This window comes from Amycolatopsis sp. WAC 04169 (assembly GCF_003947535.1).
Classification (GTDB): domain Bacteria; phylum Actinomycetota; class Actinomycetes; order Mycobacteriales; family Pseudonocardiaceae; genus Amycolatopsis; species Amycolatopsis keratiniphila.
Window position 1 is genome coordinate 158,507 of the sequence record NZ_QHJI01000008.1, and the last position, 26,087, is coordinate 184,593.

The 26,087-nt window shown below is 70.3% G+C and carries 23 protein-coding genes; 19 read left to right on the forward strand and 4 right to left on the reverse strand.

Annotated elements, in window-relative coordinates; genetic code table 11:
• The first annotated feature begins 225 nt into the window (after window positions 1-225).
• From rplM to DMC61_RS23045, 6 genes are all read left to right on the forward strand, one after another.
• Entirely contained in the window at window positions 226-678 is a 453-nt protein-coding gene (gene rplM, locus DMC61_RS23020) for a 50S ribosomal protein L13 (protein WP_016331117.1), read from the forward strand.
• Between the two features lie 14 nt (window positions 679-692).
• Window positions 693-1,187: a 30S ribosomal protein S9 gene (gene rpsI, locus DMC61_RS23025; RefSeq protein ID WP_007031073.1), complete on the forward strand. Its 495-nt coding sequence runs from the start codon at window positions 693-695 to the stop codon at window positions 1,185-1,187.
• Window positions 1,188-1,443: 256 nt separating this feature from the next.
• Window positions 1,444-2,778: a phosphoglucosamine mutase gene (gene glmM / locus DMC61_RS23030; RefSeq protein ID WP_125691161.1), complete on the forward strand. Its 1,335-nt coding sequence runs from the start codon at window positions 1,444-1,446 to the stop codon at window positions 2,776-2,778.
• A gap of 84 nt (window positions 2,779-2,862) precedes the next feature.
• Entirely contained in the window at window positions 2,863-3,171 is a 309-nt protein-coding gene (locus DMC61_RS23035) for a type VII secretion target (protein ID WP_016331119.1), read from the forward strand.
• The gene (locus DMC61_RS23040) at window positions 3,171-5,549 is read left to right on the forward strand and encodes a hypothetical protein (RefSeq protein WP_125691163.1); all 2,379 of its coding nucleotides are present in this window, start codon (window positions 3,171-3,173) and stop codon (window positions 5,547-5,549) included. The genes DMC61_RS23035 and DMC61_RS23040 overlap by 1 nt, the downstream gene beginning before the upstream one ends.
• Before the next feature lie 11 nt (window positions 5,550-5,560).
• On the forward strand, window positions 5,561-6,040 hold the full coding sequence (locus tag DMC61_RS23045; protein ID WP_125691165.1) for a hypothetical protein: 480 nt from the start codon (window positions 5,561-5,563) through the stop codon (window positions 6,038-6,040).
• A 4-nt stretch (window positions 6,041-6,044) separates the two neighbouring features.
• Here DMC61_RS23045 and DMC61_RS23050 read toward each other — a convergent pair whose 3' ends face one another.
• The gene (locus DMC61_RS23050) at window positions 6,045-6,977 is read right to left on the reverse strand and encodes a cytochrome P450 (RefSeq protein WP_125691167.1); all 933 of its coding nucleotides are present in this window, start codon (window positions 6,975-6,977) and stop codon (window positions 6,045-6,047) included.
• 15 nt (window positions 6,978-6,992) lie between these two features.
• Here DMC61_RS23050 and DMC61_RS23055 point away from each other — a divergent pair, with 15 nt between their 5' ends.
• The 5 genes from DMC61_RS23055 to DMC61_RS23075 all read left to right on the forward strand — a co-directional run bounded on the left by DMC61_RS23055 (window position 6,993) and on the right by DMC61_RS23075 (window position 12,403).
• Window positions 6,993-8,690, forward strand: coding sequence for a fatty acyl-AMP ligase (locus DMC61_RS23055; protein WP_125691701.1), 1,698 nt, complete (start codon window positions 6,993-6,995; stop codon window positions 8,688-8,690).
• Entirely contained in the window at window positions 8,680-8,985 is a 306-nt protein-coding gene (locus tag DMC61_RS23060) for an acyl carrier protein (RefSeq protein WP_037332633.1), read from the forward strand. Before DMC61_RS23055 ends, DMC61_RS23060 begins: the two co-directional genes overlap by 11 nt.
• Window positions 8,986-9,123: 138 nt before the next feature.
• On the forward strand, window positions 9,124-9,438 hold the full coding sequence (locus tag DMC61_RS23065; RefSeq protein WP_016331125.1) for a hypothetical protein: 315 nt from the start codon (window positions 9,124-9,126) through the stop codon (window positions 9,436-9,438).
• Window positions 9,438-11,837 (forward strand): hypothetical protein, encoded by a 2,400-nt coding sequence (locus DMC61_RS41200; RefSeq protein WP_158634131.1) that lies wholly within the window; start codon window positions 9,438-9,440, stop codon window positions 11,835-11,837. The genes DMC61_RS23065 and DMC61_RS41200 overlap by 1 nt, the downstream gene beginning before the upstream one ends.
• 29 nt (window positions 11,838-11,866) lie before the next feature.
• The gene (locus DMC61_RS23075) at window positions 11,867-12,403 is read left to right on the forward strand and encodes a hypothetical protein (protein ID WP_016331127.1); all 537 of its coding nucleotides are present in this window, start codon (window positions 11,867-11,869) and stop codon (window positions 12,401-12,403) included.
• A gap of 50 nt (window positions 12,404-12,453) precedes the next feature.
• On the opposite strand, the gene DMC61_RS23080 is transcribed toward DMC61_RS23075, so the two are convergent.
• A complete protein-coding gene (locus DMC61_RS23080) occupies window positions 12,454-13,278 on the reverse strand; it encodes a dienelactone hydrolase family protein (protein WP_063275134.1) in 825 nt (274 codons plus the stop codon).
• A 129-nt stretch (window positions 13,279-13,407) separates the two neighbouring features.
• Here DMC61_RS23080 and glmS point away from each other — a divergent pair, with 129 nt between their 5' ends.
• The 8 genes from glmS to tsaE all read left to right on the forward strand — a co-directional run bounded on the left by glmS (window position 13,408) and on the right by tsaE (window position 23,044).
• Window positions 13,408-15,270, forward strand: coding sequence for a glutamine--fructose-6-phosphate transaminase (isomerizing) (gene glmS, locus DMC61_RS23085; RefSeq protein ID WP_125691169.1), 1,863 nt, complete (start codon window positions 13,408-13,410; stop codon window positions 15,268-15,270).
• Window positions 15,271-15,284: 14 nt separating this feature from the next.
• Window positions 15,285-16,724 carry an NAD(P)H-hydrate dehydratase gene (locus DMC61_RS23090; RefSeq protein WP_125691171.1) on the forward strand — a complete coding sequence of 480 codons (1,440 nt, stop codon included), beginning with the start codon at window positions 15,285-15,287 and terminating at the stop codon, window positions 16,722-16,724.
• Between the two features lie 265 nt (window positions 16,725-16,989).
• Window positions 16,990-17,805 carry a DeoR/GlpR family DNA-binding transcription regulator gene (locus tag DMC61_RS23095; RefSeq protein WP_125691173.1) on the forward strand — a complete coding sequence of 272 codons (816 nt, stop codon included), beginning with the start codon at window positions 16,990-16,992 and terminating at the stop codon, window positions 17,803-17,805.
• On the forward strand, window positions 17,795-19,222 hold the full coding sequence (xylB, locus tag DMC61_RS23100; protein WP_125691175.1) for a xylulokinase: 1,428 nt from the start codon (window positions 17,795-17,797) through the stop codon (window positions 19,220-19,222). The genes DMC61_RS23095 and xylB overlap by 11 nt, the downstream gene beginning before the upstream one ends.
• 4 nt (window positions 19,223-19,226) lie before the next feature.
• The gene (locus tag DMC61_RS23105) at window positions 19,227-20,318 is read left to right on the forward strand and encodes an ABC transporter ATP-binding protein (protein WP_007031089.1); all 1,092 of its coding nucleotides are present in this window, start codon (window positions 19,227-19,229) and stop codon (window positions 20,316-20,318) included.
• A 28-nt stretch (window positions 20,319-20,346) separates the two neighbouring features.
• Window positions 20,347-21,486, forward strand: a complete 1,140-nt coding sequence (gene alr, locus DMC61_RS23110) for an alanine racemase (protein WP_125691177.1) — start codon at window positions 20,347-20,349, stop codon at window positions 21,484-21,486.
• Entirely contained in the window at window positions 21,483-22,580 is a 1,098-nt protein-coding gene (locus DMC61_RS23115) for an alpha/beta fold hydrolase (RefSeq protein WP_199750075.1), read from the forward strand. Before alr ends, DMC61_RS23115 begins: the two co-directional genes overlap by 4 nt.
• Window positions 22,580-23,044: a tRNA (adenosine(37)-N6)-threonylcarbamoyltransferase complex ATPase subunit type 1 TsaE gene (tsaE, locus tag DMC61_RS23120; RefSeq protein ID WP_199750076.1), complete on the forward strand. Its 465-nt coding sequence runs from the start codon at window positions 22,580-22,582 to the stop codon at window positions 23,042-23,044. Before DMC61_RS23115 ends, tsaE begins: the two co-directional genes overlap by 1 nt.
• Before the next feature lie 73 nt (window positions 23,045-23,117).
• Here tsaE and DMC61_RS23125 read toward each other — a convergent pair whose 3' ends face one another.
• Complete coding sequence (locus tag DMC61_RS23125; RefSeq protein ID WP_125691181.1) at window positions 23,118-24,449, reverse strand: carboxyl transferase domain-containing protein; 1,332 nt, start codon at window positions 24,447-24,449, stop codon at window positions 23,118-23,120.
• Window positions 24,446-25,867 (reverse strand): acyl-CoA synthetase, encoded by a 1,422-nt coding sequence (locus tag DMC61_RS23130; RefSeq protein ID WP_125691183.1) that lies wholly within the window; start codon window positions 25,865-25,867, stop codon window positions 24,446-24,448. The genes DMC61_RS23125 and DMC61_RS23130 overlap by 4 nt, the downstream gene beginning before the upstream one ends.
• Window positions 25,868-26,087: the final 220 nt, after the last annotated feature.

Genomic DNA, 26,087 nt, shown 5'->3' on the forward strand with positions numbered 1-26,087 from the left:
CATCCTCTCCCGCGAAGGATGATGCCGTGGGCGGTTCCGCCACACCGGCGAGGTACAGTTGCGGGGCGCCCGCCGGGCGCCGGTCCTAGTATGGGACCCCGGACCGACCCCCGCTTCGCAGTAGGGTCGGGCGTGGGGGTATCTTCATATGTCGTTGTGCGCTGCGGCGCGTAAGCGCTAGGCCCGCACAGAACCCACACGCAATGTTGACGACGAGGTAGACCCTTGCCCACGTACAGCCCCAAGCCCGGCGACGTCACTCGTGCCTGGCACGTGATCGACGCCGAGGATGTCGTGCTCGGCCGGCTCGCGACCGAGGTCGCCACGCTGCTGCGCGGCAAGCACAAGCCGACCTACGCCCCGCACGTGGACACCGGTGACTTCGTCATCATCGTCAACGCCGAGAAGGTCGCGCTCACCGGTAACAAGCGCGAGCAGAAGTTCGCGTACCGGCACAGCGGTTACCCCGGTGGTCTGCGGAAGCGCTCCTTCGGCGAGCTGCTCGACACCAAGCCCGAGCACCTGCTCGAGAAGGTCGTCAAGGGCATGCTCCCGAAGAACAAGCTCGGCCGCGCCCAGGCGAAGAAGCTGAAGGTCTACGCCGGCGCCGAGCACCCGCACGCCGCGCAGCAGCCGCAGGCGCGCGAGATCACCAAGATCGCGCAGGTCGCGAAGTGAGTGAGGAACAGTCTGTGACCAGCACCGAGACCGAGGCCGTCGAGGCTGTCGAGACCCCCGCGGTCGGTGACGCCGTCGCGACCAGCGAAACCCCCGCCGCCCCGCGCCCGTCGCGCGCCGCCGGTGGCAACGCCCAGACCGTCGGCCGCCGCAAGGAAGCCGTCGTCCGGGTCCGCGTCGTTCCCGGTACCGGTGAGTTCAAGCTCAACGGCCGCACGCTCGAAGAGTACTTCCCGAACAAGGTGCACCAGCAGCTCATCCGTGAGCCGCTGGTGACGGTCGACAAGCCCGACTCGTTCGACATCTTCGCCAACCTGCACGGTGGCGGGATCTCGGGCCAGGCCGGTGCGCTCCGTCTCGCGATCGCCCGTGCGCTCGTCGAGGTCGACGCCGACGACCGTCCGGCCCTGAAGAAGGCCGGCTTCCTGACCCGTGACGCCCGCGCCACGGAGCGGAAGAAGTACGGCCTCAAGAAGGCCCGTAAGGCTCCGCAGTACAGCAAGCGCTGATCGCGCCTCTGGCGCAACCCGCGGAAGCGCCCATCCGTCTCTCGGATGGGCGCTTCCGTGTTTCCGGGGTCCTTCGGGCCCCGCTCGCCCGCCGTCCCACCTGTCACACCCGCCACACGTGCCCCACCCGTGTCGCGTTTAGCCCGCTAAAGTCGCGCGCGTCGCGTTTAGCCCGCTAAAGGCGAACCGGGGGTGCGGGAGGGGGCGCAGGGGCACTGGCTAGGTTGTCGTGGTGGTTTTTCAAGGAGGTCGACAGATGGCTCGTCTATTCGGTACCGACGGCGTACGTGGCCTCGCCAACGAGGAGCTGACCCCGGAGCTGGCGCTCTCGCTCGCCGCCAGCGCCGCCCGCGTCCTCGCCGCCCACGACCGCTCGCACCGCCCGGTCGCGGTCGTCGGCCGTGACCCGCGCGCCAGCGGCGAGATGCTCGAGGCCGCCGTCGTGGCGGGCCTCACGTCCGCCGGCGCCGACGTGCTCCGTCTCGGCGTCCTCCCGACGCCCGCCGTCGCTTATCTGGTCGGCGCGCTCGAAGCGGACCTCGGCGTGATGATCTCCGCCTCCCACAACCCCATGCCCGACAACGGCATCAAGCTCTTCGCGGCGGGCGGCCACAAACTTCCCGACGGGATCGAAGACGAGATCGAAGCCGGTCTCGCCGCCCCCGTCATCCGCCCGACCGGCATCGGCGTCGGCCGGGTGAAGGACGTCCCCGACGCGGGTGACCGCTACGTCCAGCACCTGCTGTCGGCCACCCCGCACCCGCTCGAAGGCCTGCGCGTCGTCGTCGACTGCGCCAACGGCGCCTCCTCCTTCGCCGCCCCCGACGTCTACCGCAAGGCCGGCGCCGAGGTCATCGCGATCCACGCCGACCCGGACGGCGTGAACATCAACGAACACTGTGGGTCGAATCACCCGGACGCGTTGCGCGCGGCCGTCGTCGAGCACGGCGCCGACCTCGGGATCGCACACGACGGTGACGCCGACCGCTGCGTCGCGGTCGACGCCTCGGGTGAACTCGTCGACGGCGACCAGATCATGGCCGTCCTGGCGCTGGTGGTCGCCGAGACCGGCGAGCTGACCAAGAACACCCTGGTCGCGACCGTGATGAGCAACCTCGGCCTGCACCTGGCGATGCGTGCCCACGGCATCGACCTCGTCACCACCGCCGTCGGCGACCGCTACGTCCTCGAAGAGCTCCGCGCGAGCGGGTTCGCGCTCGGCGGCGAGCAGTCGGGCCATGTCGTCCTTCCCGCCTACGCGACCACCGGCGACGGCCTCCTCACCGCGCTGCGGGTGATGAGCCGCATGGCGTCCACCGGCAAGTCGCTCGCCGACCTCGCCGCCGTCATGAACCGCCTGCCGCAGGTGCTGGTGAACGTCCCGGTCGCGGACAAGGCGGCGGTCGCCGTCTCGGCCGCGGTCCGTGACGCCGTCGGTGCCGTCGAAGCCGAGCTCGGCGAAGAAGGCCGTGTGCTGCTGCGCCCCTCGGGCACCGAGCAGCTGGTCCGCGTCATGGTCGAGGCTCCGGCACACGACACCGCGCAGGCGGCCGCGGACAGGCTGGCGGGAGTCGTCTCCTCCGCCTCGTAAGCCCTCTCACGTTCTCCCCAAGTCGCTGCGCTGCGGTTACCGGCCCGGTACATTCCGTGTGCGTATACCTAGGGGAGGGTGACGGTGGCGGGTAAAGGGCACAAGGTCGATCCGGCTCAGCTGAACGAGGCGGCCAAGGTTCTGCAGGATCTGCCCAAGCAGGCCTGTGAAGGGCCGATCGGGGCGGTCGAGCAGATCAACCTGAGCGCGGCGAGCTTCGGTCCGGCGCACGGGGACTGCTTCAACGGCTATTCCGCGAGCATCCAGCGCCTGGCGAAATGCGCGCGCAGCTATCTCGCCGCGTCGGACGAGTTCGGGCGCAAACTCGCGGCCTCCAAGGACCTCTACCAGTCCAATGAGGACTCCAACGCCGCCGAGATGAGGAAGCACTGATGGGCCTCGCAGACGTCGGCGGCGGTGGCGGCCACGACATCCCCAGCCGGGCCGAAGTCGAGAAGATCCTCAACGACCCGAACATCGACCGCGACACGAAACGCGAACTCGCCCTCAACTACATCGACTACATCGAGGACGAGACGCCGGAAAGCTGCGGTTTCGCCAGCGAAGCCGAGCGGAACGGCTTCCGGGACTACATCAAGTCGATGAACGGTGACTGGATCACCGAGGGCGATCTCAACGTCAATGACGGCTCCCTGGGAGAGGTCCAGGCGGCTTACAAGACCGCGCAAGAGAAGTACGACGCGAACCAGGCCGCCGGACGGCAAGGCGATCGCGACGCGCTCAACAAGGACGCGGCGAAGACCCAGGAGATCGGTGGGCGCGCCACCGAGACCGATCCGGGCTGCGCGAATTCGAACGACATCATGGTCCCCGGTCTGTCGGGGTTCAAGGTCTACGAGATCTTCCACCCGCTGTACGTCCGCGCATTGTCCTTGGCCGGCGGCGGGGCGGCGGTATCCCTCGGCGAGCTGCAGCGGCTCTACCACGAACAGGACAACATCCCGTTCAACCTGTTCAAGGCGAGCGCGGACGAGCTGACCGCGGTCGGCACGGCCATCGCCGGATCGGCGCAGGACGTCTCCGGAAAGCTGGGGAACTCGCTCGGCACCTGGGAAGGCCCGGCGGCCGAGCAGGCCCGTGCCTATCAAAAAGCGTATTCGGACAAGACCGGCCTGGTCGCCGAAGCGTTCAAGGCGGCGGGCGACGGACTTCTGCGGACCAACGCCTCGGTGGGCAAGTTCTGCCGCGAGAAGGTCGAGTGGCTGCAGAAGTGGTTCACCGACAACATCGACGGTGCCACGGCGCAGGACATCGAGCGCATCATCCGCATCGCCGACGGCTCGTGCAGCCAGAACGACATCATCCACTGCATCAAGTTCCTGAGCATCGAAGCGAAGGACGCGTTCAACGACGACGCCGGCGACATCGACCAGAGCACCATCGACGAGGTCCTCAAACCTCAGGCGGTTGCCTGGCTGAAGAACGTCTTCCTCGGCTGGTTCGGCAAGCACATCGAGAACTTCCAGCTGGTGTGCAAGAACACGCGCGACGCGATCAACGGCGCGTGGAAGGCGTACTTCGACTCGCTCGGCCAGGTGGTCGAGAATCCGTTCGCGGATTTGGGCAAGACCCCGGAAACCGGTGGCGAGAAGCCCGTTGAAAAGCCGGTCGAGAAGGGTGGTGGCGGTGGCCCGTCCGCGGGTGGCGGTGGTGGCCCGTCGTCCGGCGGGGGCGGCGCCGGGCGGATGACGCCGAGCAACACCGAGCTCCCGGAGCCGGTGAAGCCCGAAGTCCCGGGCCAGGAGAAGAACCCGGTCACGGACAAGCCGCTCGACATCGACCCGGCCACCGGCGAGCCGTATCCGATCGACCCCCGCACGGGCGAGGCGATCAAGGAGGACACCCGGCCCGAGCCGGTGACGGTCGAGCAGGGTGACCGCAAGATCTCCATGGCCGACCCCGGCGCAGACGGGAAGATGGGCATCTCCGTCCAGAACGGCACCGGGCAGGTCAAGGACTACGACCTCGACTTCGGTGACGGCAAGGCCGCCGCGGGCGACCCGGCTCCGCGAGAGGGCGCCGAGCCGTCGGCCTCGAACCCCGGAAAGGTCCACCAGCCCGGCCCCGACGGCAAGATCCACATCGAGGAGGGCGGCCTCAAGATCACCGCGGAACGCCCGAGCGGTCCCGACGGGCCGACGCTGGTGACCGTCGACGACGGCTCGGGGCATCCGTCGAAGTACACGCTGGGCGAAGACGAGCCCGCGGCCGGCCGTCACGCGAGCCCGGACTCGACACCGCAGACGGCTGGAAGGCATGCCGCCGCACAGCCCGCCGAAGAGACTGCGCGCCAGGTGGCCGAGCCGGGTGTCCGGCCGCACGAGGCCACGTCCGGAGGGAGCGGCGGCGGAGCGCCCGCTCAGACCGGACCGGTGACGGCCGGAAGTGATCCGGAAGCGACGACGGCGCAGTCGCTGAGCGACCCGTTCGCCGGTGGGGACAACGGCCTCGGCGAGGCGTCGGATCCGGCCGGGACCGGCGGTGGCGGGGCCTCGCCCACGACGTCGTCCGGGCTCGGTTCCGCTCCCGGAGGGGGCGTCCAGGATCCGGTCGCGGCCAGTGCGGGGATGATGGGCGGCATGGGCATGATGGGCGGCGGTGCGGCCGGAGGCGGACAAGGATCCGGTGAAGACCAGCAGCGCACGTCCAGCGGATACCGGGTCGACGGCGGCCTGTTCGACACCGCGACGACGACGGGCAGCCGGATCAGCGGCTCGCTCGACGACGACGGCGTCATCGGCTTTCGCTAGGGGAGGGGTCAGTGAATCCTGAGGAGGATCTCGCCACACTCCGGCACAAGCTGGCCGGGCTGGAGCGCGAGAACGGCGACCGGATGTACCTGGTCGACAACCGCGCGGCCAAGACGATCGAGGAGACCCGGACCGCGGGCGACCAGCTCAAGCAGGAGACGGCCGCGGCTTTGGCGGCGCGAAGCGAGCAGAAGCGGCGCGCGGAGGCCGCGGGTGGCTGGGCGACCGAGTCGACGCTGAGCGAGAAGGTCGAGGACGACGGCGACTTCGGGTTCGAGGAGGACGAGGCCGAGAACGAGCGTCGGGCCGGGTATCGGACGGCCGAGGAGCCGCCGGTCGCGTACCGGCCGCCTGCTCCTCCTGCGCCGGCACCTCCTCCGCCGCCACCGGCACCCGCGCCGGAGGAGCGTCCGGCCGGGCGGCACCGGCGGGCGGCGGCCGCGCGGGGTGACGACGACGATTTCGCCAACACCGACTGGCTGGCGACCTGAGCGGTCAGGTTCGCAGCGCCACGACGGCCCGCTCGACGCCGTGGAAGACGGCGTGCGTCTTGTATCGCACGTCTTCGGCGACGTGGTCGGGAGTCAGGATCTCGGCGAGGGCGCGAAGCGCGACTTCGCCCTCGGCGACCGCGACCCGCGAGCCGGGACAGGTGTGCCGGCCGAGGCCGAAGGCGAGCTCGGCGTCGGGGCCCAGGGGGATGGCCAGTTTGTCCCCGGTCGTGAAGTCCTTGCCCGCCAAGGAGAACGGTGTAGTCACGCGGCGGGCGGCGAAGCGGGTGGGGGCGATTTCGTGGATCAGGCCGCGTACGTCCTCGAGAACGTCGGGGCGGCGTAGGAGTTCGAGGCCGGCGAGGGCGAGGAAGTTCATGGAGTTCTCGTACGCCGCGTGGGCGAGCATCACCGGCGTGATCATCAGCTCGTCTTCGGTGATCCGGCCCGCTTCATGCGCTTCGCGGAGCAGCGCCAGCCCGCCGCCTTCGACGGCCGTCGCCTTGAGGAAGAACATCGCGACCCTGAGCGCGGCGGTGTCGGCTCCGGCGGGCCCACCCGACCAGACGTCGAGGTTCGCGGCGGTCTCCGAAAGGTTCGTCAGGAGCTTCTCGCCGAGTGGCTCGACCGTGCCGAGCACCGCCTCCGTCACCCTGGCCGCCGCGGGCCTGGCGAAATCGGCCACCAGATCGAACCGCCGGAGCGACTTTAGCGGGCTAAACGCGATCCGGAGGTCGGCGAGCACGGCCTCCGGAAGCGGCTCCACCAGGGCGATGACCTCCTTGACGACCGCGCGCAGCCGCCGGTGGTCCGCGCCGTCCATCAGCAGGAGGTTCGGGGTCTCGGCCGCGGCGCCGCCCGGGTTCGAGCTGAGTTCGCGGTCGCGCAGAGCCTTGACGCGATCCGCGGGATCGTCCAGCACGAAGAAGTCGTCCACATTCGTATGATGCCCATGCCGCGGCCGGAGGATGTGCCAGTGCGCTCAGAAGTGCCCGAAGAAGTCTTACGGACCCCGCTCGTGCGGCGGCTGCTCGAACGCGCCGACGTCGAGCGCCCGGCGTACACGCACCTCGATTGCTCGAACCGGCACGAACCCGTCGAGGACACGCTGACCTGGGCGGAGTTGCTCGTCCACGTCCGGGCGGTCGCCGCGAAGCTGCGCGAGGTCATCCAGCCGGGAGACCGCGTGGCGATCACGGCGCGGCAGGACCTCTCTTACGTCGTCGCGTTCTTCGGCGCGCTGTACGCCGGGGCCGTCGCGGTGCCCCTGTCCGCTCCGGACGTCCGCGCTCACCGCGAGCGGCTGGTCGGGGTCCTCAACGACTGCGACGCCGACATCTGGCTCACGTCGGAAGCGTTGGTCGGGCGGCTGACGGAGTTCGCCGAGACCGAGCCGGTTCCGGCACCCCGCGAGATCATCGCCGTCGACACCCTGCCGACGGATCCGGCGGACCGGTCGCTGCCGTCGCCGGTTTCCCCCGAAGACCCCGCCTACCTGCAGTACACCTCTGGCACGACGCGATCACCGGCGGGCGTGATCGTCACGCATCGGGCGTTGTCGGCCGCTTGCTGGCAGATCTGCCACGCCTACGACGTCGACGAGCGCACCACGTGCGTCGGCTGGATCCCGTTCTTCCACGACATGGGGCTGGCACAACTGCTCGCGGGGACGATGCATTCCGGCGGCCGGACGGTGTTCATCGCGCCGCTGGAGTTCATCCGGCGCCCGGAGCGCTGGCTGCTGCTGATGTCGGCGTATCCGAACACGCTCACGGCGGCCCCGAACTTCGCGTACGACCTGGTGACCGAGGCCGTGCCGGAGGCGAAGCGCGCCGAGTACGACCTCTCGACGGTGTCCATCGCGCTCAGCGGCAGTGAACCGGTCCGGGCGGCGACCGTCCGGGAGTTCCTCGCCGCCTACGAACCCCACGGCTTCCCGCGTGGCGCGTTCCGGCCGTCCTACGGTCTGGCCGAGGCCACGGTCTACGTCGCCAGCGGCGATTCCGACGGTCCGGTGGTGACCGAAGTGGACGGCCGGGAGGTCGTCGAGATCGGCCGGCCCAGGGGGCAGCGGGTCCGCGTCGTCCCTGCGCCGGATCGCGGTTTGCCCGCTAAAGGCGAAGTGGGCGAGATCTGGGTGAAGGGGCCCAACGTGGCGGCCGGGTACTGGCGGCGTCCGGACCTGACCGCCGAGGTGTTCGACGCCGCACTCGACGGCGAGGGCGGCTGGCTCCGCACCGGCGACCTGGGCGCGATCCGCGACGGCAGGCTGTCGGTGACCGGTCGCATCAAGGATCTGATCATCATCGACGGCCGTAACCACAGCCCCCACGACATCGAGGAGACGGTCGCCGCCGCGCATCCCCTTCTCGGTCCCGAACGGGTCGCCGCGTTCTCGGTCGACGGTGACGGAGGCGAGGGCGTCGTCGTGGTCGCCGAGCGCGCCCGGAAGGCCCCCGACTTCGACGAAGCCGAGATCGAGCGGGCCGCCACCCGCGCCGTCGCCGAGCGGCACGACGTGCGCCTCCGCGCCTTCTTCCTGGTGAAGCCCGGCGGCCTGCCGCGGACCTCCAGCGGCAAGGTCGCGCGTTCCGCGGCCAGAACGCGGTACTGGACGGCGGATGGGACAGAATCCCCCCATGGCAGCTGACGGGAGCGAGTACGTCGACGAGATCAAGGCCCTCGTCTGCGAGACCTTCGACGTCGATCCGGAGACCATCGACGAGAACACGCCCTTCGCCGAGATGGGCGTCGACTCCCGGCGCCGTGTCCGGCTCCTGGCGACCGTCGAGGTGGAGTTCGGCGTCGACCTCGACCTCGACGAGCTGGACCGCCTTGTCGACATCCGGGGCGCGGCGACCGTGCTCGCCGAAGCCGTCGAGGCGGGCGCGAAACCGCGAAAACGCGGTCTACCAGGCTTCTTGCGCCGAAATCGTTTGAGTTAGCAAAGGTGTGAATGTCCCTGCGGTCCGGATGACCGGTGGGTACATTCTGTGTGCATATGCGACGGCACCTGATGCCGCCGGCGTGCGTCGTAGGTAGGACAACGAGGCGGATACAGCGGGACGAAGGGGGCACCGGTCATGCCGGACGGGGGCTACAAAGCCGATTCAGAGGCGATGCTCACGGCGTCGACGTCGTTGGAGCGCGCGGCTGAGAAAACGACGTCCGAGGCGGGGAAGGTGGGGCCGACCCAGGTCGGGCCCGAGAACTTCGGCCGGGTCCACAAGGACTACCAAAAGGGCTACGCCACCGGGATCCTCGCCATTTCCGACGCGATGAAGGGGTACGCGGGCCAGCTCACCCAGCTCGCCGGCGGAGTCAGCACCGCGTCGACCCGCTACACCTCTTCCGACCAGGCGAACGCCGCGGCTGCCAACAAGGCGGGAGCCCAGTAATGAGTCAACCGACGCAGGCACAGATCGACGAAATGCTGAAGGACCCCTACGTCACGCAGGGCACCAAAGACGCCTTGATGCTGCCGTGGAACAGGGAAGAGGCATACAAGAAGGCCGTCGCCGAACGGGACTCGAACGCGGCCGGGGACAAGAAGCAGGCGGCCGAAACGAAGCAGGCCGACAAGGACCTCGACTCCATGTCCCGGCCCGCCGCCGGGGGTGCGACCACCAAATCCGACCAGGTGCTCGACCTCGGAAAGCCGGCACTGGACTTCTTCTCCGACTGGGCCGAGCAGGTCTGGAACAAGATGCCGGAGAAGTCGGGCGAAATCAGCTACAAGACCGACATCTGGGACCGGTTCCACGAGAACCGTGAGATCAATTTCCAGAAGATGTTCGACGAGGTCGAGGATCTCGCCGACGCCAAGAAGATCGTCGAACAGACCCAGCGGGACGCGTCTTCGGCGCTGACCACGCTCTTCCACGATTGGAAGGGCGAGGGCGCGACGGCCGCGAAGGTCAAGTACGAGCAGCGGATCCAGCCTGACGCGAAGGAACTCATCGCGCAGATGGACGGCGCCATCAAACTGGTGCCTTCGACCATCGACAAGATCTACAGCGCGCTCAAGCTGAAGGTCGACGAGACGCTGAAGCTCCGGGTCGACAAGGTCGCGACGGCGCCCCTGTACATCGCGAAGCAGGTCGTCGACATCGCGAACGGCAAGGTCGACTCCAAAGAAAAGCTCATGGACGTCGCGTACTGGCTCGACTCCGCGTGTCCGGGCAACAACCTCGCCGAACGGCTGCGTCACGACGACTGCAAGCTGAACGACGAGAACAAGGATTACGCGATCGGGGCCGCGAAGCAGTGGCTGAAGGGTTCGTTCGCCACCGAGTTCGGTGAGCGGTACGAGAACTTCAAGAAGCTCTGCAAGAACGCGACCGAGACGATCAACACGCAGTACCACGAGCTTTCGCGGTTCATGGAGGACTACACGAACCCGTTCCCCGCGCCCGGCTCCGAGAAGCCGCCCGTCGACGACGGCAAGGGCAAGGACAAGGGTGGCGGCGGTGACACCGGTGGGGGCACCGGCGGCGGCACCGGTGGCGGGAGTGGCACTGGCGGTGGAAGCGGCAGTGGTGGCGGTGCCAGCACTCCGCCGGCCGCGGAGGTCCCCGAGACGCCGAAGCCGGAGGAGAAGCCGGCCGAGGGCACGAACCCGGTCACCGGCAAGCCGCTGGAAATCGACCCCGAGACCGGCAAGCCGTACCCGATCGACCCCTCGACGGGTGAGGCGATCAAGGACGGCATCGACGGTCAGGACACCATGACCGTCCAAAAGGGCGACAACAAGATCGAGATGACCGAGCCGGACAAAGACGGCAAAATGGACATCAAGGTCGACGACGGCAAGGGCAACGAGAAGGACTACAAGCTCGACTTCGGCGACCCGAAGGGCGAGGACGGCAAGCCCGGCGAAGAGGGCAAGGACCTCAAGGAAGGCGAGTTCGGGCCGAAGGGCACGGTCAAGGAAGGCGAGCCCGGTCCCGACGGCGTCTACCGGCCCGGTCCGGACGGCAAGATCCACATCCAGGACGGCAACCTCAAGATCACCGCCGAGCAGCCGGACGGTCCGAACGGCCCGACCGTGGTGACCGTCGACGACGGCAAGGGCGAGCCGACCACCTACACCCTCGACGAAAAGGGTGAGAAGAAAGAGCTCAAGCCCGGCGAAGACCTCAAGAACGGTCTCGACGACCGGAATCCCGGCAACCCGCAGCCCGGCAAGACCGACGACATTCGGACGATGCCCGCCCCGGCCGAGGCAGGGGTGGCGCCCGCTGGAGGCGGCAGCAGTGGCTTCAGCGCACCTGGCGGCGTCGAGGTCGGGGTCGGTGCCGAAGGGACCGCCGGGGTGTCCGCGGGAGCCGAAGCCGCTGGTGGCGGTGGTGCTTCGGGTGCCGGTGCCGATGGCACCGCGCCGGCCGCGAGCGGCGGCGGAGGCGGAGGCAGCTTCGAAGGCGCGCTCGGAAGCCCCATCGAGGGTGCTTCTTCGGGGGCGCTGAACGAAGCCGGCTCGCTGGAAGCAGGCATGCAGTCCGGAGGCGGCGCGCAGCCGGCCGGGGTCGAAGGCGGTCTCGGGATGGCTCCCGGCGGGATGGATCCGGCGCCCGCGGGTGCCGGCGGTGCCGGAAGCTCGCCCGCCGGAATGGGCGGCATGATGGGTGGCATGGGCGCCATGGGCGGCGCGGCCGGCGGTGGCGGGGGTGACACGCAGCGCGGGTCGAGCCAGTACCGCGTCGAGGGTGGCATTTTCGAGACCAGTGGTGCGGGCGGCCGGATCAGCGGATCGCTCGACGACGAGGGTGGCGACCGTTCGATCAGTTACGAGCGATGATCGCCTGACCGGGGAACGAGGGAGGACCGATGAGCGCTGTCGACCGGCTGGCGGCCGCCATGTCCAGGCAGGACGCCGCCATCACGGAGCAGTTGGAGCAGCGCGGGCTGCGGGAGCGGCATCTCGCCGACGCCAAGGCCCAGGCGGTGGAGACCATGCAGAAGGACGCCGCCATCCACGACAAGTACGCCGCTCACATGCAGGAGCTGGGGAAGCGGAGCAAGGAGGCGGGTGGCTGGCTGACCGGCAAGACGACCGCCGACCGCAGCCACACCATCGGCTTCGACATCGAGGACGACGACAAGCCGGACGCCCGGTTCGCCGAGTTCGGTGCGCGTCCTGACGTGTCGCGGCCGGCTCCGCCTCCGCCGCCTCCTCCGGTCGCCCCTGGGGTGCCCGGGATGCCGGCGACGGTGGACGTCCCGCCCGCGGCGGCGACGCCCGCTCCGGGTGCCGCGGCGCCTGAGGCACCCGGCACGCCCGCGCGTCGTCGTGGTCGTCACGCCCGTGATGACAAGGGCTTCGACGACGACGACTTCTCGAACAACTCGTGGATGGTCGACTGACCTGCTTCGGCACCGGATCGCGTTTAGCGGGCTGAACGCGATCCGGGCGGTCAGGCGGCGGGTTCGTCCTGGACCTCGATGGGGGCGCGTTTGACGTCGGCGTCCAGCAAAGGCTGGTACTTCGTCGTCCCCGTCAGGTGCGTGAGGAAGAACGCGGTGAACAGCGCCCGCGCCAGTTGCTGAGTCCCGCGGTGCGGCTTCCCGTGCAGCAGCAGCTGGCTCCAGTGCCTGCCTTCGGTGACGCCGAGGTGCGACGACTTCCCGAGCTTCCGCAGCTGCACCGGCCCGCCCCACGCGTCGGCGATGGCCTCGGCATGGCCGACCGGCGGCGCGACCAGGTCTTCGCTCGCCGCGAGGTGCAGGCCGGGCACGGTCACCGACCGGGCCGACACCGTCGCCGGAGGCAGCGTCTGGGCCGGGGTGATGGTCGCGACGGCGCGGATCTCGGGCCGCTCGTCGTTCTCGGCCGCCTGCGCGGCGGCCAGCACCGCCGAACCACCGCCGGTCGAGTGCCCGGCCAGGCCGAGCTTCGCCGGGTCGACGCTGATGCCGTCCGGTCCGAGTCGGACCGTCGTGATCAGCTCGAGCGTGGTGAGCAGGTCGCCGGCCAGCAGCCGGTGCGAAGGCAGCGGACCGCGCTGGGTGGCCGGAGCCGCCGCGACGATGCCCCAGCTCGCGAGGTGCCGGAGCAGGTGCCGGTAGCTCCCGGTCGGCTGAAGCCAGCCGTGCCCGAAGGCGATCGCGGGCAGACCGAGCCCGGAACGGGGCGTGAACACGACACCGGGCAGTCCGACCAGGGCGAGGTTGCCGCGCAGAACGTCGTGCGGACCTGGGTGGGACAGCTCCGCGAGCAGCTGCTTGGGCTTGCTGGCCATGGTCGTGACCTTACTGCCCGCATCCCCGTCCGGCCCGCGCGCCGCCCCACGCGTCGCGTTTAGCCCGCTAAAGGCGACGCGTGGGCGCCCGGGCGAGGGGGCCGGATTCCCGTCGTTAGGCTGGTGGCCGTGTGTGGAATCGTGGGATACGTCGGACACCGCCCGGCCCTGGACGTCGTCATCGGCGGCCTGCGCAGGATGGAGTACCGCGGCTATGACTCGGCAGGCGTCGCGGTCCTCGACGGCGCCGGCGCGCTGAACGTCGAGCGCAAGGCGGGCCGCCTGGCCAACCTGGAGACCCAGCTCGACGCCGTCGGCAGGGACGCCTTCACCGGCACCGCCGGGATGGGCCACACCCGCTGGGCCACCCACGGCGCCCCGGTCGACCGCAACTCGCACCCGCACCGCGACGCCTCCCAGCGCGTCGCCGTCGTGCACAACGGCATCATCGAGAACTTCGCCGCCCTGCGCGCCGAGCTCGAGGCCGAAGGCGTCGAGATGGCGAGCGACACCGACTCCGAGACCGCCGCGCACCTGATCGCCCGCGCGTACACCGAGGGCGACACGAAGGGCGACTTCGCGGCCAGCGTCGCCGCCGTCTGCCGTCGTCTCGAGGGCGCGTTCACCCTGGTCGTGACCATCGCCGACCAGCCGGACACCGTCGTCGCCGCCCGCCGTTCTTCGCCGCTGGTCGTCGGCGTCGGCGAGGGGGAGCACTTCGTCGCTTCCGACGTCGCCGCGTTCATCGAGCACACCCGCGAGGCCGTCGAGCTCGGCCAGGACCAGCTCGTCGTGATCACCCGCGACGGCTACGAGGTCACCGACTTCCACGGCGACGCCGCCCAGGCCAAACCGTTCACCGTCGACTGGGACCTCTCGGCCGCGGAAAAGGGCGGCCACGAGTACTTCATGCTCAAGGAGATCGAGGAGCAGCCGGAGGCGCTGGCGAACACGCTGCGCGGCCATTTCGACGGCGGCCGGATCATCCTCGACGAGCAGCGCATCTCCGACCAGGACCTGCGTGACGTCGACAAGGTCTTCGTGGTCGCCTGTGGTTCCGCGTACCACTCGGGTCTCGTCGCCAAGTACGCGATCGAGCACTGGTGCCGCCTGCCGGTCGAGGTCGAGCTGGCCAGTGAGTTCCGTTACCGCGACCCGGTGCTGGACCGCGCGACGCTGGTCGTCGCCGTCTCCCAGTCTGGCGAGACCGCGGACACCCTCGAAGCCGTCCGCCACGCGCGCGAGCAGAAGGCCCGCGTCCTGGCCGTCTGCAACACCAACGGCGCGCAGATCCCGCGTGAGTCCGACGCCGTCCTCTACACGCACGCCGGTCCGGAGATCGGCGTCGCCTCGACCAAGGCGTTCCTCGCGCAGATCGCGGCGAACTACCTGGTCGGCCTGGCGCTCGCGCAGGCCCGCGGCACCAAGTACCCGGACGAGGTCGCCCGCGAGTTCGCCGAACTCGAAGCGATGCCCGCCGCGGTGCAGAAGGTCCTGTCCACTGTGGACCAGGTCCGCGACCTCGGCCGCCGGATCGCCGACTCGAAGGCCGTGCTGTTCCTCGGCCGTCACGTCGGTTTCCCGGTCGCCCTCGAAGGTGCGCTGAAGCTCAAGGAACTGGCGTACATGCACGCCGAGGGCTTCGCTGCCGGCGAGCTCAAGCACGGTCCGATCGCGCTGATCGAAGAGGGCCTGCCCGTCGTCGTGGTGATGCCGTCGCCGAAGGGGCGCGCGGTGCTGCACTCGAAGCTGGTGTCGAACATCAGCGAGATCCAGGCGCGCGGTGCCCGCACGATCGTGATCGCGGAAGAGGGCGACGAGACCGTCCGCCCGTTCGCCGACGAGCTGATCGAGATCCCGGCCGTCCCGACCCTGCTGCAGCCGCTGGTCTCCACGGTGCCGCTGCAGGTGCTGGCCGCCGAGATCGCCCGCACGCGCGGGTACGACGTCGACAAGCCGCGTAACCTGGCGAAGTCGGTCACCGTCGAGTAGAGACCGGAGGCGTCGTGCAGGGAATCTGGACCACGGAACGGATTCGCGCGGCGGAGGACCGGTTGCTCGCCGTCACTCCCGACGGCGAGCTCATGCGGCGCGCGGCTTTCGGTCTTTCCGTGCACGCCGCCGAGATGCTGGCCGAGCACACGGGCTCGGTGTCAGGGCGGCGGGTGACGCTGCTGGTCGGGTCGGGGAACAACGGCGGTGACGCCTTGTGGGCCGGCGCGTTCCTGCGTCGCCGCAACGTGGCTGTCTCCGCGATCCTGCTGAAGCCCGAACGCGCGCACGCTCCGGGTTTGGCCGCCTTGAAGCGATCCGGCGGCAGGGTCGTGTCCCCTGAGGACGGTCCACAGTGGATTAGCCGGGCCGATCTCGTCGTCGACGGGATCGTCGGTATCTCGGCGCGCGGGCCGTTGCGGCCGGACGCCGCCGCGCTGCTGGAGCACGTGAGCGCGCCGGTGCTGGCCGTCGACCTGCCGAGCGGAGTGGATCCGGACACCGGCGCCGTCGATGGTCCGGCGGTCGTGGCCGACCGGACGGTCACGTTCGGCGCGCTCAAGCCGGTGCACGCCCTCGCGCCCGCGTCCTGTGGCGAGGTCTCCCTGGTGGACATCGGGCTGCGGCTCAGCGAACCCGATCTGCAGCGGCTCGATACGGCGGACGTCGCGGCGGCGTGGCCGGTGCCGGGGCCGGATGACGACAAGTACAGCCAGGGCGTGGTCGGGGTGGCCGCCGGGTCGGCGACGTATCCGGGCGCGGCCGTGCTCGCGGCCGGTGCGGCGGTGCGGGCGACGTCCGGGCTGGTGCGGTACGCCGGCCATGCCGCGGATGTCGTGCGTGGGCACTGGCCCGAGGTCATCGCGACGGGTTCGGTGACCGACGCAGGCCGGGTGCAGGCGTGGGTCGTCGGGCCGGGGATCGGCACCGGGCACGAGGGTCGGGACGTGCTCAGGTTCGTACTCGGCCGCGGCGTGCCGGTGTGCGCGGACGCCGACGCGACGACGATCATCGCGCGTTCGCCCGACGTGCTGGACGCGCGCGATCCGGACACGCCGCTCGTGCTGACTCCGCACGCGGGGGAGTTCGAGCGGCTGATGGGTTCGCCGCCGGGGGCGGACCGGGTCGCGGCGGCGCGGGCGGCGGCGCGGAAGTACGACGCCGTCGTGCTCCTGAAGGGACACTGCACGGTGGTCGCGGCGCCGGACGGGCGCGCGCTGGTGAACACGCCGCGGGGGTCGTGGCTCGCGACGGCGGGTTCGGGGGACGTGCTGTCCGGTCTGCTCGGCGCGCTACTCGCGTCCGGGCTCGATCCGTGGCTGGCGGCCGGGGCGGCCGCGCACGTCCACTCGCTCGCCGGCTCGCTCGCCGCCGACGGCGCCCCCACCTCGGCCTCCGGCATCCTCGGCGCGATCCCCGATGCCCTCCGGTCCGTCCGTTCCCTGACCTCCTGACCAGGGCCCCGACCTGCGTTTAGCCCCCTAACTGCGCTCTGCGGGCGGGCGCCCTCAGAAAACCACATTCTGCGGGCGGGCGCCCTCAGAGCGCGATTAGGGGGCTAAACGCAGGTCGGCGGGGCAGGCGCGCGAGTGGGAAAAAATGCGGGAGTTATCGAGTTACGTGTTAACTCCGGGCGAATAATCTGGTAAGAAGCAGGTGTGAGCGCCGACACCCACCCCGCCGAGACCGCGATGGTCCGGGTCGTGAACGGTGTCGCCCATGTCTAAGACCAGGCCCTCGGACGCCGCCGTCGAGCACCGGCGCCAGGAGATCCTCGACCACGTCATCGCCACCGGCGAGGTCCGCATCGACGACCTCACCACCCGCTTCGGCGTCAGCCTGATGACGATGCACCGCGACCTCGACGACCTCGCCGACCGCCGTCTCCTCCGCAAACTCCGCGGCAAGGTCGAGGCCTACCCCGCGACGACCATGGAGTCGGCCGCCCGCTTCCGCGACACCTTCAACCAGGCCACCAAGGACGCGCTCGGCGAGGCCGCCGCGGCGCACGTCCACTCCGGCCAGACGGTCTTCGTCGACGACTCGACGACGCTCTTCCCGCTCGTCCGCCGCCTCGGCCAGGTCGAAGGCCTCACCGTCATCACCAACTCGCTCGAAGCCGCCCGCATCCTCGGGCCCGCCAAGAGTGTCGAGGTCGTCCTGGCGGGCGGGCGCTACCACCACGAGTTCGACTCGTGCGCCGGCCCGGACGTCGTCGCGTTCCTCGACCGCACGCACGCCGACATCGCGTTCGTCTCGGTCGCCGCGGTCGCGGTCGGCCGTCTGTTCCACCCGGTCCAGGACTACGCCGAGCTCAAGAAGGCCGCGCTGCGCACCGCCGACCGCAACGTCCTGGTCGTCGACAACTCCAAGTTCGGCCGCACCGCCACCTACGCGTACGGCGACATCGGCGACTACGACCTCCTGATCACCGACGAAGAGACGCCGACCGAGGAGATCGAGGCGGCGCTGACCGCGGGCACCGCCATCGAGCAGGTCGAATGCGCACCGGAGGGGCCGGAATATGAGTTCTGACCTGGTCGCCGGAATCGACTCGTCCACCCAGTCGACGAAGGTCGTCGTCTGCGACGCGAACACCGGCGAGATCGTCCGCACCGGCCGCGCCTCGCACCCCGACGGCACCGAGGTCGCCCCCGCCGCGTGGTGGGACGCGTTCCGCGAGGCCACGGACGGCCTACTCGACGGCGTCGGCGCCATCGGCATCGGTGGTCAGCAGCACGGCATGGTCACCCTCGACGAAGCCGGCGAGGTCGTCCGGCCCGCGTTGCTGTGGAACGACACCCGGTCCGCGAAGGCGGCCGAAGACCTCGGCTCCGAACTCGGTGCCGAGAACTGGGCGAAGTCCGTCGGCTCCCTGCCGGTCGCCAGCTTCACCGTCACGAAGCTGCGCTGGATGGCGGAGAACGAGCCCGAGCTGGCCGATCGCGTCGCCCGTGTCCTGCTCCCGCACGACTGGCTGACCTGGTGGCTGCTGGGCGACGGCGCCGAGCCGGTCACCGACCGCGGCGACGCTTCCGGCACCGGGTACTTCTCGCCCGCCACCGGCGAATACCGCCAAGATCTCCTCGCGCACGCCTTCGGCGGCCGCACTCCCGAACTGCCCAGGGTCATCGGCCCCGCCGAAGCCGCGGGCCACACCCCGGACGGGATCCTGGTCTCCGCCGGAACCGGCGACAACATGGCCGCCGCGCTCGGACTCGAACTCGTCCCCGGCGACGTCGTCGTTTCGCTCGGCACCAGCGGCACCGTCTTCGGCGTCTCCGAGACGCCGAGCGCCGACCCCTCCGGCATCGTCGCGGGGTTCGCCGACGCCACCGGCCGGTTCCTCCCGCTGGCCTGCACCCTCAACGCGGCCCGCGTGCTCACGGCGACGTCCGCGATGCTCGGCGTCGAACTCGCCGAGTTCGACAAGCTGGCGCTCGCCGCCACGCCCGGTTCCGGCGGCCTCACCTTCCTTCCGTACCTCGACGGTGAGCGAACGCCGAACCTCCCGGACGCCAAGGGCACGCTCTCCGGCCTGACCCGCGCGAACATGACGCCCGAAAACCTCGCGCGCGCGGCCGTCGAAGGCATGCTGTGCGGCCTCGCCGCCGGGCTCGACGCGCTGCGCGAGCAGGGGCTCGAAGTCCGTCGTGTCCTCCTGATCGGCGGTGGCGCGCAGTCGGCCGCCGTCCGCACGGTCGCGCCGATCGTGTTCGGCGTGCCCGTCGTCATCCCCGAAGTCGCCGAGTACGTCGCGGTCGGTGCCGCGCGGCAGGCGGCCTGGGCCCTCGCTTCCAGCACGGAACCTCCCCGCTGGCAGGAACAGCACGGCTACACCCCACTCGAGCCGACCGAAGCGGACCGCGCCGAAGGGCGCCGGATCCAGCAGCGGCATCTCGAAGCCCGCGAACTCGGGCACGGCATTTCCGCGAAACCGAAAGAGGACTGAACCGATGGCCACGATCACCTACGACAAGGCGACCCGGCGCTACGCGGGCTCCGAGCGGCCCGCCGTGGACGCACTCGACCTCGAGATCGCCGACGGCGAGTTCCTCGTGCTGGTCGGGCCGTCCGGCTGCGGCAAGTCCACCAGCCTGCGGATGCTCGCCGGCCTTGAGGACATCGACGAAGGCGCCGTGTGGATCGGCGACCGCGACGTCACGCAGCTGCCGCCGCGCGCCCGCGACATCGCGATGGTGTTCCAGAACTACGCGCTGTACCCGCACATGACCGTGGGCCAGAACATGGGCTTCGCGCTGAAGATCGCGGGCCGCCCGGCTTCGGAGATCAAGCAGAAGGTGCTCGACGCGGCCAAGCTGCTCGACATCGAGCAGTACCTCGACCGCAAGCCGAAGGCGCTCTCCGGTGGTCAGCGCCAGCGCGTCGCGATGGGCCGCGCCATCGTGCGCGAGCCGCAGGTCTTCCTCATGGACGAGCCGCTGTCGAACCTCGACGCGAAGCTGCGTGTCTCCACCCGTACGCAGATCGCCGCGCTGCAGCGCCGCCTCGGCGTCACCACCGTGTACGTCACGCACGACCAGGTCGAGGCCATGACGATGGGCGACCGGGTCGCCGTCCTCTCGGACGGTCTCCTGCAGCAGTGCGACACCCCGCGCGCCCTGTACGACAAGCCCGCAAACGCTTTCGTCGCCGGTTTCATCGGCTCGCCCGCGATGAACCTCGTCACCGCGAAGCTCACCGAAGACGGTGCCGAGCTGGGTGGCGCCCGGGTGCCGCTGACCCGCGAGATCCTCGCCAAGGCCGAAGGCGACACGGTCACCCTCGGCTTCCGTCCCGAGTCGCTCGAGGTGACCACCAGCGAAGACGGCACGCTGCCGATCAAGGTCGACCTCGTCGAGGAGCTCGGCTCGGACGCGTACGTCTACGGCAAGCTGGCCGAGACCGACGCCGAGGGCTCGAAGTCGAACGTCGTCACCCGGGTCGACCCGCGCACACCGCCGGCCATGGGCGACACCCTGCACCTGCGGATCCGTCCTGACGAGCTGCACGTGTTCTCCGCCACCGACGGGGCGCGCCTGTCCTGAGCCGGTTCGTGGGAAACTGGTGGTCGTTATGACCGCCAGTTTCCCGCGTGCCGAGGTCGTCATCGACCTGTCCGCCATCCGGCACAACGTCGCCCTGCTCGCTTCCCGCGCCCCCTCGGCCCAGACGATGGCCGTGGTCAAGGCCGACGGCTACGGGCATGGCGCCCTCGAGGTCGCCCGGGCCGCTGTCGAGGGCGGGGCCACCTGGCTGGGCACCTGCTCTCTCGGCGAGGCGATCGCGCTGCGCCGGGCCGGGATCGGGGTCCGGCTCTTCAGCTGGCTCGACACTCCTGAAACCGACTTCGCGCCCGCTGTCGCCGAAGACATCGACGTCGCCGTGAGCTCCATGGACGAGCTGGCCCGCGTGGCCGACGGCGCGCGCCGGGCACGCGACTTCAGCGGGCTAAACGCGATCTGCCGGGTTCACCTCAAGATCGACACCGGGCTCAGCCGAAATGGCTGCCCACCTGCGGAATGGCCGGCCTTGGTCAAGGCCGCGGCGGCCGCGAAGCCGCTCATCGAGGTCGTCGCCATCTGGTCGCACCTCGCCTGCGCCGACGAGCCGGGCCACCCCTCCATCGACGCGCAGGCCAAGCGGTTCGACGAGGCCTACGACATCGCCCGCGCGGCCGGCCTGAACCCGATGCGGCATATCGCGAACTCCGCCGCCGTGCTGACCAGGCCCGACCTGCACTTCGACCTCGTGCGCCCCGGGATCGCGATCTACGGGCTGAACCCGGTGCCCACCGAAGACGATCTCCGCCCGGCGATGACCTTCAAATCGTCGGTCGTGCTCACAAAGCGGATCCCGGCCGGCGAATCCGTCTCCTACGGCCACAGCTGGACGGCCGAGCGCGATACCACCCTCGCCCTCGTCCCGGTCGGCTACGCGGACGGCGTGCCGCGGTCGCTGTCCGGCCGCATGGACGTATGGCTCGCCGGGAAGCGGCGGCCGGTCGTCGGCCGCGTCTGCATGGACCAGCTGATCGTCGACTGCGGAGACGAAGAACCGGCCGTCGGCAGCGAAGTGATCCTCTTCGGCCAAGGCACGTCCGGCGAGCCGACCGCCCGGGAATGGGCCGACAAGCTGGGCACGATCGACTACGAGATCGTGACTTCGATGTACCGCCCGCGGGTCCACCGGACGTATCTGGAGGCAGGCTCGTGACACCTTCACGAAGACTGCTGGCCATCGTCGGCGGCGTCGGGGCGGTGGCCACCGGCACCGCCGCCGCGATCGCCGTCGCCGCACAGCAGCGGCGGCAGAGTGAGGATCCGTTCGTGGACGAGCCGTTGGGGGACCTCGCACCGGATCGGACGTCGACAGTGGCGGCGGAGGACGGCACGCCGCTCGCGGTCGAGGAGATCGATCCGGCCGATGGGGGAGAACCGGAGCTGACCGTCGTCGGCGTGCACGGTTTCGCGTTGTCGAAGCGCTGCTGGCACTTTCAGCGGCGAGACCTCGCGTCGCTGAAGCTGCCGCGGGTGCGGCAGGTGTACTTCGATCATCGCGGGCACGGGCAATCCGGCGCCGCGACCGCCGAGACCAGCACCATCGAGCAGCTGGCGCGCGACCTCGACATGGTCCTGCGTTCGGTGGTGCCGGAGGGGCCCATCGTGCTCATGGGGCACTCGATGGGCGGCATGGTGATCATGGAGCTCGCCGCCGATCATCCCGAGCTGTTCGACGACCGTGTCTGTGGCGTCGCGTTCATCGCGACCGCCGCGGGCGAGGTCGGGGCACGGGGGCTGCCGCGGTCGCTGCTGTCGAAGTACAACCCGCTCACGCGAGGCGTCGGCGGGCTGGCCGGCTGGCAGCCCGGCCTGGTCGAGTTCGTGCGCGCGGCGGGCGGGCAGCTGACCCGGCAAGCCGTGCGCAGGCTGGCTTTCGGCAGCCGGGACGTGTCGCCGCGGCTCGTCGACTTCATGCTGGAAATGCTCGAAGTGACGCCGGTGCGCGGGCTCGTGAACTTCGTCGACACGCTCGGCAGCCACAACCGGTACGCCGCGCTCGCCGGGCTGAAGCACGCGCATGTGCTGGTCGTCGGCGGGGATTCCGACCGGTTCACGCCGATCGCGCACGCCGAGCGGATCGCGGCGGAGCTGCCCGACGCGGAGCTGGTGCGCGTGCGCGGCGCGGGGCACATGGTGCAGCTGGAACAACCCGAACTGGTGAACAGCCACCTGATCGACTTGGTGCAACGATGCACGGGCACCGATGGTGAGACTTCCGAACGGCGGACCTGGTGGTGGCAACGCTGATGAATTTCGCTTTCCCGACTCCCGAGGCGACCATGGATTTCGGGCGTGAGCTCGGGCGTTCGCTGCGCGCGGGCGATCTGGTGCTGCTCGCCGGGCCGCTCGGGGCGGGCAAGACGACGCTGACCCGCGGGATCGCGGACGGTCTCGGGGTCGGCGGCCGGGTCAGCTCGCCGACGTTCGTGCTGGCCCGGGTACATCCGGCGGGTGCGGCCGGGGTCGCGCTGGTGCACGTCGACGCGTACCGGCTCGGCGGGGATCTCTCGCAGCTGGACGACCTGGACCTCGACACCGAACTGGAGCGGTCGGCCCTGGTCGTCGAGTGGGGCGAGGGGGCGGCCGAGCGCCTGTCGGACGACTACCTCGTCGTACGCCTGGAGCGCCGGGAAGACGATGTCCGCCTGGTCACCCTGGAGCCGCACGGCACCTGGACCACCCGCACGCCCGACCTGCGTTTAGCGGGCTAAACGCGATCCGGCCGTCCGACCTGCGTTTAGCCCCCTAATCGCGATCTGCGCGGGGCGACCTGCGTTTCGCGGGCTAAACGCGATCCGCGGGGCGCACGACGGAACGCGCGATTCCCAGGTCCACCAGGTCTTGGGGGCGTAGCCGCAGCCGTTCGGCGAGAGCGGGGACTTCGTCGGCTGGCAGCTTGAGGATCGCCGCGGCCGCCTCGGGCGACGTCACCGAGAAGTACGCGCTGGGCGTCACCCAGGTCGACCCCGGCGCCGCGAACGCGAGCGCGCCCCCGGAACCGCCTTCCCCGATCACCAGCGTCGTGATCGGCACGGCCGCGCTCGCGACCGCTTCGAACAACTCCGCGATCGCCGCGCCCGCACCGGCCTGCTCGGCTGCCTCGTCGTTCGCCGCTCCGGGAGTGTCGACGAGGGTGAGCACCGGGATCCCGAGCCTCGACGCGAGCCGCACCAGACGCGCCGCGGTCCGGAACCCCGCGGGCAGCGTCGCCGTTCCGCACTGAGCCGCGTACGCGATCGCCCGGCCGCTTCGCCAGCCGAAGCCGCACGACACTCCGGAGTCGACTCCACCGCACCTGTCGCCCGAGACCTCCTCACGCCAGTCGAAGTACGCGTCGAGGTACTCCGCAGCCCTCGGCCGCTCAGCGGAGCGTGCCGCTTGGACCGCGTCCCAACCGCTTTCAGGCAGGTCCGTGGACCTGAGCGCTCCAGGCGGTTCGGCGGCTTCCGTCGTCGACGAAGTCAATAAGCACAGCCACCGTTCCAGCGTCGACGGAAGTTCGGCCGGCGTCACGATCTGATCCACCTGGCCCCACGCGAGCTTCGCCTCGGCCGTGTACGCCTCCGCGGACGCGCCGGCGGGCCGCACGCGAGAACCGGCGAAGCCGACCTGCGCCCCAGGCAGTGCGAGGACGACGTCGGCGCTCGCACCGAGCGTCGCCCATCCGCCACCCGTGGTCGGATCGCGCAACACCGAGATCTGCGGCACCGACCGGGCCCCGGCCGCCGCCCGCGCGATGCGCTGCAACTGCGAAAGCGCCAGCATCCCGTGCTGCATGCGGCTGCCGCCGGTCGCGATCAGCGAAACCACCGGCAACCGGGACTCCACGGCCCGCGCGAACGCCGCCTCGACCCGATCGCCGGTCCGCCTGCCGATCGAACCGCCCAGGAAGCCGAACTCGAACGCGATCACCACCGCCTCGACGTCGCCGATCCTGGCGGTCCCGCAAAGCACGGACTCGCTCTCGCCGGTCCGCTCCTCGGCGGTCTCGCGTGCCGAGCGATAGCCCGGCCAGCCGATCGGCCCGTCGTCCGGCTCTTCGGAACGCGGAACGTCCAGATCCTCGAAACCGGTGGTGATCTCCTTGATGACAGCCCGCGCCGAGGGCCTGCTCATCCGAGCGCCCGCTTCATGACCTTGCCCATGTCGTTGCGTGGCAACGCTTCCAGATAGCGGACCACCCGAGGCCGTTTGTGCGGCGACAACAGGCGTGAAACGTGGTCGGCGAGCTCCGACTCCGCCGGACGCTCTCCCTCGGGCACCACCCAGGCCACGATGCGCTCGCCGAGGTCGTCGTCGGGCTCGCCGGTCACCGCGACCTCCGCGACACCGGGATGCTCCATGAGCGCGTTCTCGATCTCGCCCGCGCCGATCTTGTAGCCGCCGCTCTTGATCAGATCCGTCGCCTTCCGGCCGACGATCTTCACGTAGCCGGCCGCGTCGCGGGTCGCCATGTCACCGGTCCGGAACCAGCCGTCGTCAAAAGCGGCTTCGGTGGCGTCGGGGCGGTTGAGGTACTCGGTGAACAGGTTCGGCCCGCGGACCTGGATCTCGCCGACGGTCTCGACCTCCTCGACGGGCACGCCCGATTCATCGACGAGGCGCACATCGACGCCGCGCAGCGGGACACCGACGGTCCCGGGAACGTGCTCGCCGTCGGCGCGGATGCTGGTGTTCATGAGGGTTTCGGTCATCCCGTAGCGCTCGATGACGCGCCTGCCGGTCGCCGCGGTGATGCGCTGATGGTCGTGGACGGGCAACGCGGCCGATCCGGAGACGAGCAGCCGGGCGCTGCTCAGCGCCTCGGCGAGCGACGGGTCTTCGCCGACCTCGCCCGCGATGCGGTGGTACATCGTCGGGACGCCGAACATCATCGTCGCGCCGGTGGCGAGTTCGCGCGCGACGCCTTCGGTGGAGAAGCGACCGAGATGCCGGACTGAGCCGCCGCGCCGGAGCGGCCCGAGGATGCCGAGGATCAGGCCGTGCACGTGGAACAGCGGGAGACCGTGGACGAGGACGTCGTCGGCGGTCCATTCCCAGGCGTCTTCGAGCGCGTCGAGCGTGGTCGCGATCGCGCGCCGAGGGAGGACGACACCCTTGGGCGGGCCGGTGGTGCCGGAGGTGTAGACGATCAGCGCGGGGGCCTGGGCGTCCGGTTCCGCGGGGAGATCGACGGGTGCGCCTTCGAGAACGATGTCGCGTCGCGGCAGGCCGTCGAGACCGGTGGGCAGGTCGGCGCCCGGTTCGGCGAGGACGAGGACGGGCTCGCTGTCGGTGAGGATGTGCGCGAGTTCGCGCTCGCCGATTTTCGGGTTGAGCGGGATGGCGGGGACGCCCGCGAGCAGGGCGGCGATCACGGCGACGCTGGTGTGCACCGAGGGCGTCGCCCAGACGGCGACTCGGCCGCTCGGCAGGTCGCGGGCGAGGGTGCCGGCGATGGCCGCAAGGTCGGTGTAGGTGAGGGAGGTGTCGCCGAAGCGGAGCGCCTCCTTGCCGGAGCCGCTCGCCAGCGTGGGGAACAACCGATCGGGCACCGTGTGACCTCCTGCTCGACTCCGGCGGCCGGGGCGCTTGGAGCCAAGGAACCCCGCTTCCGGAACCGTACCCGCGCCAGCCGCCCGGGCCCTGCGACCTGCTTCACACCCCTCCGCCGACCTGCGTTTAGCCCCCTAATCGCGATCTGACGGCGGGGTGCCAGGGTCGGCGGCAGGCCTCGGCGCGCGTCGCGTTTAGCGGGCTAAACGCGATCCGGCG